Annotated in this window: 10 protein-coding genes; 1 reads left to right on the plus strand and 9 read right to left on the minus strand. The window is 29.8% G+C overall.

Annotated elements, in window-relative coordinates; translation table 11 throughout:
- Positions 1-4: 4 nt before the first annotated feature.
- Positions 5-6,787 carry a leucine-rich repeat domain-containing protein gene (locus BMZ09_RS06975; protein WP_090838861.1) on the plus strand — a complete coding sequence of 2,261 codons (6,783 nt, stop codon included), beginning with the start codon at positions 5-7 and terminating at the stop codon, positions 6,785-6,787.
- 130 nt (positions 6,788-6,917) lie between these two features.
- On the opposite strand, the gene BMZ09_RS06980 is transcribed toward BMZ09_RS06975, so the two are convergent.
- The 9 genes from BMZ09_RS06980 to BMZ09_RS07020 all read right to left on the minus strand — a co-directional run bounded on the left by BMZ09_RS06980 (position 6,918) and on the right by BMZ09_RS07020 (position 18,382).
- Positions 6,918-7,394, minus strand: coding sequence for a hypothetical protein (locus BMZ09_RS06980; protein WP_090838863.1), 477 nt, complete (start codon positions 7,392-7,394; stop codon positions 6,918-6,920).
- Positions 7,395-7,554: 160 nt separating this feature from the next.
- Positions 7,555-8,538, minus strand: coding sequence for a type II toxin-antitoxin system HipA family toxin (locus tag BMZ09_RS06985; RefSeq protein WP_090838865.1), 984 nt, complete (start codon positions 8,536-8,538; stop codon positions 7,555-7,557).
- Complete coding sequence (locus tag BMZ09_RS06990) at positions 8,535-8,864, minus strand: HipA N-terminal domain-containing protein (protein ID WP_090838867.1); 330 nt, start codon at positions 8,862-8,864, stop codon at positions 8,535-8,537. Before BMZ09_RS06990 ends, BMZ09_RS06985 begins: the two co-directional genes overlap by 4 nt.
- Complete coding sequence (locus BMZ09_RS06995; protein ID WP_090838869.1) at positions 8,861-9,079, minus strand: helix-turn-helix domain-containing protein; 219 nt, start codon at positions 9,077-9,079, stop codon at positions 8,861-8,863. The genes BMZ09_RS06990 and BMZ09_RS06995 overlap by 4 nt, the downstream gene beginning before the upstream one ends.
- Before the next feature lie 533 nt (positions 9,080-9,612).
- Complete coding sequence (queC, locus tag BMZ09_RS07000; protein ID WP_090838871.1) at positions 9,613-10,242, minus strand: 7-cyano-7-deazaguanine synthase QueC; 630 nt, start codon at positions 10,240-10,242, stop codon at positions 9,613-9,615.
- A complete protein-coding gene (locus tag BMZ09_RS07005; protein WP_090838873.1) occupies positions 10,229-13,510 on the minus strand; it encodes a glycosyltransferase in 3,282 nt (1,093 codons plus the stop codon). The genes queC and BMZ09_RS07005 overlap by 14 nt, the downstream gene beginning before the upstream one ends.
- A complete protein-coding gene (locus BMZ09_RS07010; protein ID WP_090838875.1) occupies positions 13,510-14,931 on the minus strand; it encodes a glycosyltransferase in 1,422 nt (473 codons plus the stop codon). Before BMZ09_RS07010 ends, BMZ09_RS07005 begins: the two co-directional genes overlap by 1 nt.
- Positions 14,928-15,761: a glycosyltransferase family A protein gene (locus BMZ09_RS07015; RefSeq protein ID WP_090838877.1), complete on the minus strand. Its 834-nt coding sequence runs from the start codon at positions 15,759-15,761 to the stop codon at positions 14,928-14,930. Before BMZ09_RS07015 ends, BMZ09_RS07010 begins: the two co-directional genes overlap by 4 nt.
- A gap of 86 nt (positions 15,762-15,847) precedes the next feature.
- A complete protein-coding gene (locus tag BMZ09_RS07020; RefSeq protein ID WP_090838879.1) occupies positions 15,848-18,382 on the minus strand; it encodes a GmrSD restriction endonuclease domain-containing protein in 2,535 nt (844 codons plus the stop codon).

An 18,382-nucleotide genomic window follows, 5' to 3' on the forward strand; every position in this document is an offset into this window, starting at 1 on the left:
TACAATGTATTCAACAAAAAAAATCAAACTTTATCTAACAATAGGTACTTTGTTTATAAGTACAGTTTTATTTGCGCAAGTAACACCTGCAGAAAAAACAGCATTACAAGCCGTTTATAACGCACTAGATGGCCCAAACTGGAATAGTCAAAATGATGCAAATACTTCCGACGATTGGGATTTTACACAACCTGTAACTAGTGCGTGGTATGGAATTAGCGTTATTGGAACAAATATAACAGAACTTCAACTTAGTCATTTTAACGACCAAAACAATTTATCAGGAGTAATACCTCCAGAAATTGGTGATTTTCCAGCTTTAACTAATCTAGAAATTGAATATGCAGATTTAACAGGAACAACAATTCCATTAGAAATAGGAAATTTAACAGCACTTGAAGTTTTAGAGTTAGGCTACAACAGTCTAGATGGACCATTACCTTCAACATTAGGAAACCTAACTAGTTTAAAACAATTAATTATTGATCACAATTCAGCTTTAACAGGCGCTATTCCAATAGAAATTGGTAACCTGTTGGATTTAGAAAGATTAAGTTTTAGTGATAATAATTTGTCAGGAGATATTCCATCAGAAATAACACAACTTACAAAATTAATATCCTTAGGATTAGATAGAAATCAATTTACAGGTGCAATTCCTGTAGACATAGGAAACTTAGCTGAGTTAGAATATCTAACATTATGGGATAACCCAACACTTTCTGGTTCTTTACCAACAAGTATTGGCAACCTTGTTAGCCTAATTAGTCTAGATATTAGTGACACTGCTGTTAATGGAAGTATACCAAACACAGTTTCTGGTATGATAAAGTTACAAAGGTTTCAAATGAGTAACTGTCAATTGTCTGGTAATATTCCTGGAGAGTTTGGAGATTTACCATTTTTAAGTTGGCTAAGACTTTATAATAATCAATTATCAGGTAACATCCCCATAGGTTTAGGTAACTCAAACTCAATAAATAGGATAAACTTATTACAAAATCAATTATCTGGAAATATTCCAGCTGAGTTAGGTAATATACAAAGTTTAGAAGTCCTAAATTTAAGCGCTAATCAATTAACAGGTAACATTCCTGCTGAAATTGGAAATATTTCATCACTAGTAAGTTTAAATTTATATGATAATCAATTAACAGATTTACCTTGGCAATTATCAAATTTAAATAATTTAAGATTTGCAAATCTTGGTAACAACCAAATAAATGGTAGTATACCAATTGAATTTGGAAATTTTACTTCTCTTCAAAAATTAGAGATAAACAACAATCTGCTAACAGGTAATATCCCTTCAGAATTAGGAAATATTACAACCTTAAGAGAGCTGCGTTTAGAAAACAACCAGCTAAATGGTGTCATTCCTGCTTCTTTAGCAAGCCTTACTAATTTAGAAAGACTACGTATCAATAACAATCAATTATCTGGAAGCATTCCTGACTTTACAACATTAAATTTATCAAGTTTATATATTAATAATAATCTATTTCAATTTGCAGATTTTGAAAATGAGTTTAACTCGTATGACACTAATATTACTTTTTTTGACGATAATCCTCAAGCCAAAGTAGACAACATAGAAACTAGAAACCTGAGTACAGGCGATAATACTACAATAACAAGTACCTGCAGTGGAACACAAAACAATTACATATGGTTTAAAAATGGTACTACAGAAATCGTTGGTGAGACAAATGCAACTTTAATATTAAACAACTTACAACCTATAGATGCAGGTATTTACCATTGTGAAATTACAAGTGATATAGTTACTGATTTAACCATTTTAAGAAATGAAGTTACTATTAGTGTTGCAAATCCGCCTTGTACACTACCACAATCTGAAATAGATGCATTACAAGCCATATATACTTCTTTAGGTGGCGCCAATTGGACTAGTGAAACCGATGGTATAGATCCAAATGACAATTGGGACTTTACTCAATGCCCAACTAATGATTGGTATGGTGTAACTATAAGTAATATTAGCGGACAAGAACACGTAACCGAACTTAATCTTAGTAATTTTAATAGTCCAGGTCAAAATAATCTTTCAGGAACTATACCAAATGAAATTGGAGATTTTCCATTCCTAACCTTTTTAGAAATTGAATATGCAGATTTATCAGGCACATCAATTCCAAATGGAATTGGAAACTTAACCAACTTATTAGAATTACATATAGGAAATAATGGCTTAGTTGGATCCCTACCAACAACAGTATCGGGATTAACATCTTTAATAGATTTTTATTTAGATAATAATGATATTACAGGTATTCCAATTGAGATTGGTCAAATGACTGCTTTAAAGAAAATAGACTTGAGAAGAAATGAGATTGTTATTATCCCAACAGAAATTGGTAATCTAGCAAATCTTACAAATTTAAATGTCAGTTTTAATTTATTAACAACAGTACCTACTACCATAAATAACTTAAGTACATTAACTTACTTAAATCTAAGTGAAAATGATAATTTAACCACTGTACCAGCTATTCCAAGCCTTACAAGCCTAGAATATTTGTTTCTTAACGATTGTGCTATTACAGGAGATTTACCATTAATAAACGCGCCTAATGCAATAAGAATAATAGATTTTTCGGATAATGATTATACAGGCGAAATCCCAATAGAATATGGATATTATAGTACTTTAGAAGAATTATTGGGTTATAATAATCCACAAATTGGAGGTGTTTTACCAACTACTTTTTCTGGTTTAAGTAGTATTGAACAAATAAGATTACAAAATACAGGCTTAAACGGAACTTTAATAGATGAATTATCTGGTCTTATTACATTGACACAATTAGATTTTAGAGATAATAATTTAACAGGTCAAGTACCTAGTGCTTATGGTAATCTAATAAATCTTGATCGTTTTTATATTAGTGATAATAATTTAGATGGCGTAATTCCTGCTGCTATAGGAGACATTGATGCCTTACAATTTGTTTATTTTTTCAATAATAATTTTTCAGGAGTTTTACCAAATACATTTGATAATCACCCAAATTTGAATCGTTTTTTAGTTGGTAATAATGATTTTGAAGGTGATTTTCCAGATTTTTCTGGATCAACAAGTTTAACATGGTTAAGTTTTAATAGTTGCAACTATCAATTTGGTGATTTTGAAAATGAATTTAATTTTTACGATACTAGTATTTCTATTTTTGATGATAATCCTCAAGCCAAAGTAGACAATATAGAAACTAGAAACCTAAATACAGCCGACAATACCACAATAACAACTAACTGTAGCGGAACACAAAACAATTACAAATGGTTTAAAAATGGAACTACAGAAATCGTTGGTGAGACAAATGCAACTTTAATATTAAACAACTTACAACCTATAGATGCAGGTATTTACCATTGTGAAGTTACTAGTAATATAGTTACTGATTTAACCATTTTAAGAAATGAAGTTACTATTAGTGTTGCAAATCCGCCTTGTACAATACCACAATCTGAAATAGATGCACTATTAGCTTTATACTCAAGTACAAATGGTGCAAACTGGACTAGTGAAACAGATGGAGATACTACAAACGATTGGAATATTGCAAACCCAATAGAAGACTGGTTTGGGTTAACTATAGATTGTGCTAACAATACAGTTACTGAAATAAATCTAACACAATCCATAACAAATGGAAATAATCTAACTGGAGTAATTCCTCCTGAGATTCAAGATTTTATAAATTTAACGCTATTGAATTTAGGAAATAACAACATTTCTGGCACTATAATTCCTGAAATATATTCTTTAACTAATTTAGTCACTTTAGATTTAGAAGAAAACTTACTGTCTGGTACTATTTCTCCTCTAATTGCAAACCTGATTTTTTTAACCTATTTAGATTTAGAAGATAATGCAATAACTGGCACTTTAATTCCTGAAATATATACACTAAATAGTTTATCAGTATTAAACTTAAGAGAAAATCAATTATCTGGTACTATTTCTCCTCAAATTCAAAATTTAACTAACTTAACTAATTTAAATTTATTTTCTAATCAACTTTCAGGAACAATTATTCCTGAAATTGGAAATCTTACTAATTTGGTTAGATTATACTTAGGTAGTAACCAACTAACTGGTACTATTCCTCAAGAATTAGGAAATCTAACAAACCTAAATTTATTATGGCTTAATAGTAATCAATTAACAGGAAGTGTACCAAATTCATTTCAAAATCTAACGTCACTAGCCCACTTCTATCTATTTAATAATAATCTTAGTGGAGCAATACCAGACTTAACTGCGTCACCTTTAAATTGGGTAGCAATACAGGGTAACGCATTTCAATTTGGAGACTTCGAAAATGAGTTTGCTGTTTATGATGCTATTTCAGTTGGTTTCTACGATTCGCCTCAAGCAAAAGTAGATACCATTGAAACTCTAAACCTAAATCCAGGAAACAACACTACAATGGTTACCAATTGCAGTGGATCACAAAACAACTACCAATGGTATAAAAATAATACACCTTTAAATGATACTGGTACTTTTTCTGGAACACAAACAGCAACACTAACCTTAACTAATGTTCAATTTACTGATGCTGGAACCTATCACTGTGTAGTTACTAGTGATATTGTAACAGATTTAACTATAGAACGTAATGATATAACATTAAATGTAACGACTGCTTCTTATTCCATAAACTACATGTCTACTGTAAATGGTGCTATCGTTGGTGACGGCACAGACAACACTAATTATTTTGGACCAAATGATTATGGCGATTATGGAAATTGTGCTTCCGGAAATTGGAGATGGATACATGCTTTATGCTCAGATTGTTTAATTAATAATAAAGATGTTTCAGTAAAACAAAATAATGCAAATGGTTCTTCCTGGTTTGCTGGAGGTGGTGCCTCAAGATACATGGTAATAGACTTATCTATGCCAAGAACTTTTAATGAATTAAGAGTTTTTCAAATGTTTAGTGATGGAAAAGTTACTAGTTTAAGAATGTATTCTCATTTAGACACTGCAACCGTACCATTTTATTCTGATGCTGGTTGGACACCTATTTTTACAGAAACTAGCATAGGTGCTGGAGTAATTACTGGAGACACTGTTAGTATGCCTACTATAATAAATTTCCCAAACACAACTTCAAGGTTTTTATTAATTGAAGCAAAAAATGATGGATCATTAGGTAATGCGCCATTTACCGAAATAAGAGAATTAAAACTTTTTGATACTAATAGCGTAACACCTGCACCTATAGATGCAATAGAAACACCAGCTTTTACTCAAGTTGATGCAATATGTGAAGGCGAAGCTTTAAGCGCTTTACCGACAACCTCTAATAACGGAATTACAGGCACTTGGTCTCCAACTTTAAATACAACTGCAACAACAGAATATACTTTTACACCAGACTTAGGACAGTGTGCAGATACAGCAGTAATGACTATAACTGTAAATCCTGCCCCATCTGAACCAACAGGTTTAGCTTGCTGGGAAAGCAATACTTGGGACGCAACATCTTGTACTTGGATAACCTCAGGATCACAACCAACCGAACCAACAGGATTAGAATGTTGGGAAACTAATACTTGGGACGCAACTTCTTGTGCTTGGATAACTTCAGGAACGCAACCAACTGAACCAACAGGATTAGCATGTTGGGAAACTAATACTTGGGACGCAACTTCTTGTGCTTGGACAACCTCAGGAACACAACCAACAGAACCAACGGGATTAACATGTTGGGAAACTAATACTTGGGACGCAACTTCTTGTACTTGGATTACTTCAGGAACACAGCCAACTGAACCAACAGGATTAGCATGTTGGGAAACTAATACTTGGGACGCAACTTCTTGTGCTTGGGTAACTTCAGGAACGCAACCAACCGAACCAACAGGATTAGAATGTTGGGAAACTAATACTTGGGACGCAACGTCATGTGCTTGGATAACTTCAGGAACGCAACCAACTGAATCAACAGGATTAGCATGTTGGGAAACTAACACTTGGGACGCAACATCTTGTGCTTGGACAACCTCAGGAACACAACCAACAGAACCAACTGGATTAGAATGTTGGGAAACTAACACTTGGGACGCAACATCTTGTGCTTGGACAACCTCAGGAACACAACCAACAGAACCAACAGGATTAGCATGTTGGGAAACTAATACTTGGGACACAACTTCTTGTGTTTGGATAACTTCAGGAACACAACCAACTGAACCAACAGGATTAGCATGCTGGGAAATAACTACATTTAATTATTCAACATGTGATTGGGAAATAACAGGAACACAACCAGATTTTAATTTAACTGAATCAAATTTAGAAATTGATATTCAAAATTTAACGATTGAAATGGATGATACAACTATTGAATATAACTACTCAATTGATGGCATTAATTATCAAACAGATAATACGTATTCTAATTTAGCAGCTGGTAACTATACTCTTTATGTATCAGATGAAAACAATTGTGTAGAAAAAATGATCGCTTTTGAAATAATCATCACTCGTTTTAAAGCTCCTAAATATTTTACACCAAACAATGATGGCTATAATGATTACTGGCAAGTTCTTGATGTTGACAACACAATAAAACAAATTCAAATATTTGATAGATATGGAAAATTAATTAAACAAATAGATCCTAATTCTGTAGGTTGGGATGGCACTTTTAACGACAAACCTTTACCAACAAATGATTATTGGTACCTGATAGATTTACATACAGGAAATACAATACGTGGCCATTTTACATTAAAACGAGGCTAATAAATTATTTCGATTTGCAAAGATCAGTAGTTTCTCTCTTAATTTAGAAATAAGATTTTTTTTAGCACAAAAGAAGTATTTTAAATAAAATGCTTTATTAGTCTACCCGATAAATCTATTTTGTTAGGTATTAATTGTTTTTTACATGTTTTTTCACCTCTTGAAGTAGTTTGTTTAAGGTGTTCCCTTTTATGTAATTTTCGTTAATACGCATCGTTTTACCATCTGTAAATTTTAGTTTAACTAATCTAAAACTCAAATAGCTGCTTCTTTTGGCATAAATGGCCAAAATAAAAAAAGGATAAGGTGAAAACTTAAAATCAATTTCTTTTATATTGAAACTTACTATTTCATTCATTTTACGCTGTTTTGTTATAAGTCCTAAAAAGCGATGGGTTTTAAAATAATTTTCCGAAATCTCATAGGTTTTAACATTCCAAAGACCTATTAAAACAATTATACTACCAAAAGTTAACCACCAAAAACTAGTGCGATGAGGTTTATAGAATTCAAGGTATAATCCAACAATTAAGAGCAAAAAACCTATTATAATTAGCTGTAATTGCACATTGTAGTCTACTTTTGTTTTGATTTTTGATGTATGCATTTTTAATTAAAAAAATTTAGTCCTTTACTTCCCAATACAATAAGTAACAAACACTCTATTTAAAGGTTCTACAGATGTTAAGATGTAAATAAGGTGTAAACTTTTAGTTGTTTATAGTAGTATTTTGTTTGTTGACAAGTTTTTGAAACACTAATACAATCTATTCTCTTAATAGTTTCTTCAATCTTGTTTGATACCCTTGCTTATAATTTCGCTTTGTTTTATCACTAAGAAAAGAAACATCTATTAAATAAAGAACTTGTTCTTCATTACTAGTTAGCGCTTTAAAAACTTTATCTATTTGATTTCCTGAAATACCTGCTAATTCTCCTAATTTAAAGAATTGCTCTTTAACTTTTCCTTTTGTGTGATTTGAAGGTAGAAGCCCATCTTCTAGTGCAAAATCTCGATCTTCTATATGAATTCTACTATTCAATAAATCGTATGCTGGGCTTAATTTAAAATCTCCTAAAGGCGTTTCAATTAGCGAGAAGTTTTTAAAATGCGCATCACCGTTAGATATCAAATAATTAAAAAGAATAAGCTTAAACAGCTTTACTGATTCTATTTGGTAAGCTGGTACATATTTTTTCAACAACTGAAAAATCTCTAAATAATTACCCAAATATTTATAGTCTTCGCCATGCGTTTGAGGTGTTCTTCCTGCTAAAGAAGCAAAATCTTCTTGTGCTAATTTTTCTCCATTATCAGCTACATCAAAACGTTTTGTAACATATGCAGGATCTCCATTTTTAAAAAAAACCAATCCATTTTGAGCTATTTCTATTCCAAAAACTTGAAATGCTATTTGCATCGTTACATGCTCGTTTGCTGGCATTTGATCTGTTAATTTACCTACATTAGGAATTGGTTTTAATATATAAGTGCCTTGCTCCTGCTCATTTATTAACCGCAGCTTATTTTTATCTAATAACACTGAAAATTTTTCTTGTACACCAGAGATTGACATGCGTTTTCTGTTTTCAATAAAAATATTATCGTTTACATTATTTGCAGGTGAATCGTATGGTAAAATAGCAGTTACTTTTTTTCCATTAAACAAACGTTTTAAAGCCAGATTACTAAAATCTAAAAAGCCTTTCTTTAATGTTGAAGGACAATATTTAATGTCTATTAAACTCATTTAGTTTCTACCTTTTTTATTTTAATAGCTCCTATAGTATCAAATTTAGCTGTAGTTAATAATAATCCGAAATTATCGCTAGCATCAATTCTAAATTCAAAGCAAACTAATTGCTTATTAGAACCTTCTGGTAACATATTATAAAAAAAAGGAAACAAAAAATCAGATTCGTATTGCTGTTTATTTTTAGGTAAAGTGAGGCTAATAGAAGGCTTACTAGAATCATTAAACCAAGTATCATGATAACGGAAAACAAAACTACCGTTATCTAATTGTGTTAATAATCCTGCTAGATTATTTTTATATAATACTTCAGCTTGTCTCATTTGTTAGCTTCTGTTTCTTTTACTTGAAAAGTAAGTTCTAATCCTAACGCATGCCCTAACTTAGTTAAGGTTTCTGCGGTTGGGTTCCCTTTACCACTTTCAAACGTTTTCAAGGTTCGCAAACCCACGCCAGATATTTCAGATAGCATTTCTTGAGTGACTTGTAGCATCTCTCTTCTCTTTTTTATGATGTCTATTAATTTATTAAAGTGCATTTTATGGCTCTTTTTATGTAAATATAATAAAATATTACATATAAAATACACATAAGTGCTTTATAATACACTTTTAGTGTGTTTTGGTTTGGTTTAGATCTATACAGACTTAATTAGTGCTATTTATTGCACTATTTATAATATTTTATAGAGACATAAAACTAACTTAAATCTTTATACTATGATTGCATTATCTTCATTTACTGCACTATCCAATAATAACAAAGGTTTACAGAGATAAAACACTGCATTATCACTGCATTTTGACTGCACTTTGATTGATTATAGCATAAAATTATAACTCGTCTTAGATGTAATTGAATATAAAAATTGAATTTTACATGTAATTATATGTTTTAACATATAATAAAAAATGGTTGTGCAACCTTCACCCTTTTAATTCGCTCATTCATTATAAAATCAAGTTAGCGAAATGAAACAAGCAAAGATTTGAGCTAAGGAACCGCAAGGACTTAGCACCAATTTTGCGTAGTTAAATGAGATAAGCTTGATTTTAAGTATAATTAAAAATATTAATTATTCAAACCTCTACTTTTAACTAAACAACTCAAACACTTACCACACTCTTTATCATTTATAGGCTGATAGCAACTAATAGTTTCATTTAAATCAACTTCTAGTTTTTGTGACAACATAATAACTTCCTTTTTTGTTAGCTCAATCAATGGAGCTTGTATTTGAATGTTCGAATGTTCAGAAATTAAATTTAATTGAGTTAAAAAAGCAGATTTGCAATCCCAAAAATTAACACAATCATCTTTATTAAAGGCTATATAAATATTATTAATTTTAGAAGATTCTGCTAAGCTAAGAGCCATGCTCAAAAACACTAAATTCCTATAAGGAACGTAAGCATTTTCTTGACCAATAGGGTTTTCTCCATTACTATATGTTGACAATTGCTTTTCAGAATTAACCAAAGCCGATCCTGAAAACAATTGACTATCAAGTTGGATAACCTTATGTTCAATTACATTATATTTTTTAGCATTATTTCTAGCATATTGAAGTTCTATTGCATGTTTTTGTTCGTAGAAAAAACTAATTGCAATCACTTCTTTATTCTCTTTTTTTAATTTAGCTAATAATGTAGTAGAATCAATACCTCCACTAAGGAGTAAAATCACTTTATTTTTTTCCATTATATATTTTATATTGTTTTTTCCAAGTTGCAGATACCTTAGGCTTAATTATAGCAGCTTTTTCATGTCTAGGGATAAAATTCCCTTGATTTTCAGCGTAATCAGTAAAATTCCCACAATATTTACAAAACTCATTTAATAGTTTAGAAATAGACTCGTCCACGTCTTCTAATTTTTGAACACCTAGATTTTTCTTAAAAACTCGATCAATACCTCCTGCTACACCACAAGGATAGTAACCTAATTGATTTAAGCCTATACCGCAATAGGAAGTTACCCAGCATCCTTTACTAAATTCTTGATTAGATAAGCTTTCGTTGTCTATTGGAGCATCATTAAAAGGAGAAAAATAAGGTACTACTCTTTCATCTTTAAATGAAGCATAATCAATAATTACATTTTTATGATTTGGTAATTGTTCTAATTTACTTTTCACTAAATCTCCAAATCCATTACTTGTAACTTGAAGAATTGTATCAGGTGAATATGGAATTATATATTTATATAAAATTGTATTAACAATTTCTATAAAATCTATATGAATGGTTGGCTCTCCTCCTAGCAAATTTATAAGCTCCCATTTTTTATTTAAATGAATGGAATCATCAACAAATTCTTGAATTTGAAGCAAAGTCATTCCCTCTTTTACTGGAGCTTGTGTTGAGGATCTATTGCAGTTTATGCATTTTAAATTACACTCGTAAGTAATGTCAATTTCTATCTTTTTTAGATTTGGTAAAAACGTTTTTCTTCCAAAGAAGACATCTTTGGGTGACTTAGATTTCTTTAAAAGAATTTCATCAATTATTTCATTTTTTCTTATTTTTACTTCAGGTGTATTTATCGTTGTCCTATCGTGTAAAATATTAAAATGATTAATCCACATTGGATTAGAAGACATTTCAATTATTGGAACCATATAAGAATAGTCAATACAGTGTTCTGGAAAGACCATTTTTTGACTAAATCTTCTTGAAAGTAAAATATCACCTGTCTTTTGTTGCTGGTTTTTAATTTTTAAATCTTCAAAACCTAAAGAATCATAAAGGTACTTTTTAAAACTTCTTATATGTTGCCATACATTACCTCCATATAATCTTGGGTTAATAAAATTTGGCATGTAATTATAATGTGCATGCAATTTGTCAGTACGATACATTTTACCAATAACAACATCAGCATCAAAATAAGAGTACTTTTCAAAAACGCTTTTTAGAACGTTTTTTCCTATTAGAGCATCATCTGCATCAAGAATACAAATAACACTTTCTTGATTTTCTGTGAAATAGTGAATTCCTTTATATGTATTTTGAGCAGCACCAACACTGAAACTATTTTCTATAAATGTAATTCTATCTTGATATGGTTTTATAAGTTCCTTTATAAAATGACTAATTCCATTATTGGATGCGTCATCAATTAAAACTAATCCCCAATCTTGGTTTGTCTGACTTAACAATGAATACCAGTAACGTAAAAAACGTGAAAGCGAAATGTTTCTAAAACAAGAAATAATAACTAGGTCTTCATTTCTTTTTGGACTTGTCCAATCGTGATATGAACCTGCCAAATCAAATTCATTAATTTGTTTCTCAGGAATTTGAAGCTGTTCTACTCTATCTATTGTAGTGAACCAAACATCTTTATCTGATTTTTTAAAATTTTGAGGATGGATAAAAAATGAGCGACTATCTCCTCCTCTAATGGAACAGGTTTCCGTTTCCTTTTGCCTTATTTCTAATGCTCTATACCAACTTAATTCAAAAGCGTTTGCAACCAGTTCATTTTTTAATGGCAATACATGATCAAAACGACTTTTCTTCAATAAACAAAACCGCACCTCAGGTACAAACCCTCCATTTTCAAAGCCGAAATATGGAGTAAACGAATTCTCTTTTCCTTTATAAATATTGAAACCGACTGATAAAACATTTTCATTTGCATCCAACTCCGAAATCATATCGTTAAGAAACGAATGTTCTTTAGATAACCTACCGATCATTGCATCACAGTCTACTTGTAAGACATATTCACTAATAGTGCTTTCAAAAGCAAAAATCTGAGCAGAGACAGGAACTTTTTTAACGGTATGTGTTGCACTTGTTTCAATTCCAAACCATTTTTTATTAACCCTTACAACATCATTTTCATTTGGAAAAATATATTTATCAATGATTAAATCATCAACAAGTTTTTGAGATGTTTCAATTAATTGTTGCCAAATATTTTTCCCATTATATTCTCTAAGAAAATCGGTTTGACGAATGTCTAACGCTAATATTTTTTCATTAAAATTATTTGGAAATGAAAGTTGCCGTATAATATGTTTTACAGATTCATATAAAACTTCAGAATCCTGAATACACGCTTTTATAACCAACGATACCTTTTGTTTTGGCTCGATAATTTGTTGTGTTTTAAGAATAATATTTTTAGGAGAAAAATAGTTTCTTTCATCTATACTAGGTGTATCAAAACCAACTTCATCAAGATAAATATTCTTATTTATGAGTTGCCAAAATAGTTGTTCTGCATTGAAACTATCCTGATAAGGTAAACTGTAATTACCTCCATTTCTAATTTCTGGACCTTCATTTACAAACGTGTTGTTATCTAGTTGTTTAGTTTGTAAGGCTAATTGACTTTCTTGAAAAATTATTCTTGTAAATAAATCATTCATGAAACTCTGTAAGCCCTTTAACTCCGGTATATCAAAGTTATTTATTGCACTTCTACGTAATTTGTTTAAAAAAGATACGCTTTCATTTGAATACTTAACAAAAAGAAAAGCTCTAACAGCCATATTCAAAAACAAATTATCTGTAAACTTATCAGGCTCGTAGTCAATCCATTTTAATTTTTTATTTACTCGAACAAAATTGTCTGGTTTTATATCCTGGAAAACCAACCGTTTTTGCCAACATTCCACTAAAAATTCTTGAATTTCACTTTGCTCAAATCCTAAACAAGGTTCGCTTTTTTCAAAAGGATAAGTAAGAATGAAACAATCGTTATTTAATTCTATTATTTCAGTTATAGGATAAAAAACAGTTGAATTATCAAATTTTTTTTTATTTAATTGAATGGTATTAAATATATGACGCTTGTATTTTAATGCTTCGTAATTTTCTAAAAGAAACACTTTATAAACTAAGTGTTCATCACGGAAAACAACAGAAGCTTTACCTTCACCCAAGAAGTGAAATTTCTTTTGAGGAAAGTTACTTTCCAATATTATTAAACCAGTAGCTATTCTATTGTCTACCATTATTTTTTCTTTATGATATTAATTATTTTTTTTCCTTCATAAAAAGATTCTATTTGTGTAGACTTAAAAAAAGCATTTACATCATGTATTATTTGACCTCCTTTATTTGAAATGTAGAAATTACCGTTTTTAATAAAAAAATCCCATTGATGTAATCCAAAATAGTTCGTATATTCCCCTTCCTTTATGTAATGCTCTATAATTAAAAATCCACCAGGCACTAGTAAATCAATTGCGTTAGATATTACACTAATAGGATTATATGTATGATCTAAAGCATTTTTTGAGAAAATTACTTCAAATGAATTGTTTTTAAATTTCTCACTTAGTTTTTCACCTTCACTTTTAATTATTTCCTGTCTGTAAGTATTAATGCTATGTTCTTCAAGTAATGCATGGTAATTATCAGCCATAGAATCTACTAAAGTCCTATCGATAGAGTAATTTTCAAGATGTACTCCAGATTTAGGAAACGGACCACAGCCAATATCTAATAATCTTATTTTTTTATGAGCAAACTCCTTTAATTGCTTTTCAATTCTTTTGTTTAAAGGATAGTCTAGCTTCCAAAAATTCTCAAGACGCTCTTTATTTTTTAGAATATTAGATTCATGAAATGACATACCACCTTTGCTCATATAATCATTCCATTTATTACGAATAACTACCAATGGGGATTGATTAAGACAGTAATTATACAATTCCTCTCTACTTTGAGAGTATTTGTTTTTATTCTTATTTTCATTAGTTAAAACACCATCCAATGAATAAAAACAATATAGTAATTGCTCGTCAATAAGAATATTTATTTTTTCTTTTTGTAAAAGAAGTAAAACAGTAAACCAATGATCTTCGGCACTCACCTTTTTAGGATATTCTATTAGTACCGTTGGCTTAATAAATATATTACATGATGCAAGTTCTGCTTTTGGGTTTCCTTGTGTCATTTCAAAAAGTTGGTCGATTAGAAAATCATCTTTCAATAATTCTTTACTTGGTTTATTTTCCCACTCCAACACATCTCCATTAAGCAATTGCTTGTTTCCACACATGAATACATCAAAATTATGCTTATCATACAATGCTTCAATATGACTAATTGTACGATCTGAATAAATAATATCATCAGCATCCAATCTTCCAATTAAGACACAGTTAGGATAATTTTTCCGAGCGTAATCGTTTAAAAAATTCCTATTCAAATAGGCTTCATTAAAATCCACATTTAATAAAACTACATTTGGATTTTGTAAAGCAATATTTTTTAAAATTTCTTCAGAGTTATCCGTAGAGTTATCCAGTCCAACTAGCAAAACAACTTCTCTTTTCGTGTTCACTTGTTGCAAAATAGAGTTAACAGACTTGTTTAAAGTTTTTTCTGCATTCTTTAAAGGCATACATATTACAATTTGTTCTCTCATCTTTCTTCTATTGGTGTGTAACTGAAATAATTCTTTGCTCTAGTAAGCGACTTTATATATGCTTCTTTAGAAAAGTGCGTCGTATACTTTTGGTAAAACAAATCTAAACCTTGTTGTTTAAGAAAAATAGTATTGTTCACTTTGACTTGTTTGTGGTTATAATGTAATACACCAACATTCCCAATAACTTTAATTTGACTCGACTCATTATTCCACAAAAAACGAATCATTAAATCTCTATCTGTAGTATTCGGCAGTGTTTCATCAAAACCATTAATAGCAATTAACGCTTCTGTTTTAAAAAACATATTACTACCCTGAACACCAGGGTTTCCTACAAAAAAATGTTTAGGAGTTAATTTTTCTAAGTTTAATGGAAAATTCATTGTTGAACCATCTTGGTTTCTCCACTCTAACCATTGAAAAACAGCAAGTGTATTATTATCAATTTCAGAAATGCAATTTGATAGGTGATTTGGTAAGTATTCATCGTCATCATCTAGAATTGAAATAAAACCATTTTTAAATGACGTATAAGTGTTTCGTATACCTGTGTTCCAAGCTCCTGTCCCAGAGTTAAATTTAACACCTGTATTTCTTATTATTTCTGTAGAAAAATCTAGAGCAGAAAGATTAAGTAATTTTCTTAATTTATTAACTTCATTTTTAATATTAAAAAACTCATCTTCATTTTTATTATCATCGACAATTAAAACATTAATCAACTCGGAATTCACGTTTACCTGCTTATAAACAGACAATAAACTTCTATTTATAAGCCAATCAGTTCGCATCATGGAGGTTGCTATTAATATCGTAGTTTGAGGCATTATGACTATTGCAAGGCTTTATTTATAAATTTAATATTGTGCTTCTTATTATTAATTACTGAAAAATAGTATAATTACATTTAGTCTTAATTCTTACCTTTTAAAGTACTAACTAAATCATTAATCTCCTTTATAGTTTCCTCTGCTGAAAATATATTTTTAATATAATTATCGGAAACTGCATTAAATCCCAAGTTTATTAATATAGTTTTTATATTGCATGATAACAAACCCTCTTTAGCAAAGAAGATTAAACAATATTTACCTGAAATAAATTTCACATCCAATGTGTACGTATAATTATCTGTTTTCCAATCTAAAAAAGCACATGGAAATTCTTCCATTTCATTTTTAGGAGCAACATGATAGTCTATTTTATTAAAAGGAGGGAAAGTCTTTCCTTTAAGGTGGTTTATATAAAAATCTAAACTAAACAACTCATAATGTGCTCCTATATAAGTTTTATATGTGTCTTTTATTAAAACCCAGCCATGGTTAGAAATATTTCTTAGATACTTATTATTCCCTAAATAGTCAAACAAATCTTTGTTGGACACAAAAGCCATTCTCCAGTTATCAATAGAATTACCAGAAATATTATTATTAATGTATAACTCAAACGATTCCTTAACATTTGAAAAATCTAACTCAAAAACGTCTAATAAAGCTCTATTTGTATTCTTTGAATTTCTATCTCTAAAAAACAATCTTTTCCAACTTACATCACGACCGGTATTTCTCCCAAAACATTTATTACTTTTTTCTTCTAACAAATAATCACTTTTAGAAAGTAATGCTCTTTCAAAAATACGTTCAGAGAAATCTTGGTTTCTACTAATTCCATTTTCGTCAAACAGGTTATTAATTTTTTCAGTTGTCTTTTTAAAAATCCCTTTTTTGTTTGAATCGTATAACAAGTTGTTATCAAAATCATTTTTAGCCAACGAAATTCCAGCTCTATAAAACCAAAAATTTAGCTGTCTTTTAAAATAACTAACATCTTCAGCTTCTAAAATTATTTTTTTCCAACCCTCATCAGCAAAAAGTCTATATTTTAATATTTCTTCTAAAAATTGCTCTTTTGTAAACACAGACTTTGTGGTATATTCAAAACCTTCTACCCAATCACTAATATTGTATTCTAAACTTTTAAAATCGGCATTTAATTGATCGATTTCTTTTACTGCATTTTTATACAAACTTGGATTGTCAATTATTGTATTATCAAAAAGATTAAATAATATCCTATGATATTCTTCTAAATGAATAAAATCATCTTCTGAATAATCTTTTAACGATTTTTCTTTAATTGAAATGAAAGAAAGTGTAATGAAATTTTTAATTAAATCTGGCCAACCTGGATTAACACTTTTTACTGAAAATTGAAATTGAAAGAAGTCTTTCAAATATTTGCCTTTATCTTTAATACCAAATCCTTCACAATAATTTAAAACCTGAAAGTAGCTTTCAATATTATCTTCAAATATATCAGTACATAGATATTCCCAATCAAAGAACTTGTTATTTATTACCGTATCAAGTACGGTAAATTCCTTTTCTTCTTTATCAAAATTAGTACCGCTTATTGTTGCTGTTTTTAAATTATCATATAAAAATAAAATCTTGAAGTAATTAAAATATGCTTTGTCAATATCAAAAACATCTTTTGCCTTTTGATTCCAAAAAACATCATTCCATACAACATCAAACTTCTTTGAATAAGGTGCCCATACCAAGTTTTCAATTAATTCTTTTTCTTTTATTAAATCAAATAACCAAGCTTTGAAATTTTCAAATTGGGATAGTTGTTTTCCTCTTGCATTCATTTTAACATAAAGCTCATCGGATAAATTAAAATCTCTAAGATCCAAAAAGTCAAACCATAAAAGTTGATTATCCGTTATATTGACCCAGTATATCTTCAACAGTTCTTTAGTATGAGATTGCAGTCTGATATGAATATCCTGAATCATTATCAACATTGCTTTTACAGTAGGGTCGTTTAACCAAGAAGATGAAAAATGTTCTAAATCGGTAATTTCGTTATAAAGTTTCTTCTTTTTTAAATCCTTTTCAATTTGCTCATCTAATTCAAACTTTAAAGACATGTCTGCGTCTGTTAAAAGCTTTAAAAATGAAGTAGAACTCCTTCTCGTTTTATAACGGAATCTACTTAAAATATTCAATCCTTCCAGATTTTCTATTCTTTTAGCAATGTACCAATGCATTAAAAACAGCGTAGTTAATCTTTGTTGACCATCTAAAGGAATTAAATAAACTATATCCGATTTTTCAGAAGACTTATCCTCTACTACAATATCTTTTAATGTTAGATCTACTGTCAAAGCATAATCTCTCACACTATTTACTAAAGACTGAATAGCATTCTTGTTTTTTCTGTTTTCCTCTTCGTTTTTTAAACCATAGACTTTCCCATATACAAAGTCTAAAGAAAGTGGATCGTTTTTATCTAATGCTTTACATATAGAGTCTAAAAAACCTTTCCTAACTTTAGTTGCATGTTCCGTTTCTCTTCCTTGAGCAAAATCTCTTTGTATAGGAGGAACTTCAATTCCAAATTGATTTAGAATACTCCAAAGTGTATTATTTTCTTTCATCAT

This window comes from Olleya namhaensis (assembly GCF_900114005.1).
GTDB lineage: Bacteria > Bacteroidota > Bacteroidia > Flavobacteriales > Flavobacteriaceae > Olleya > Olleya namhaensis.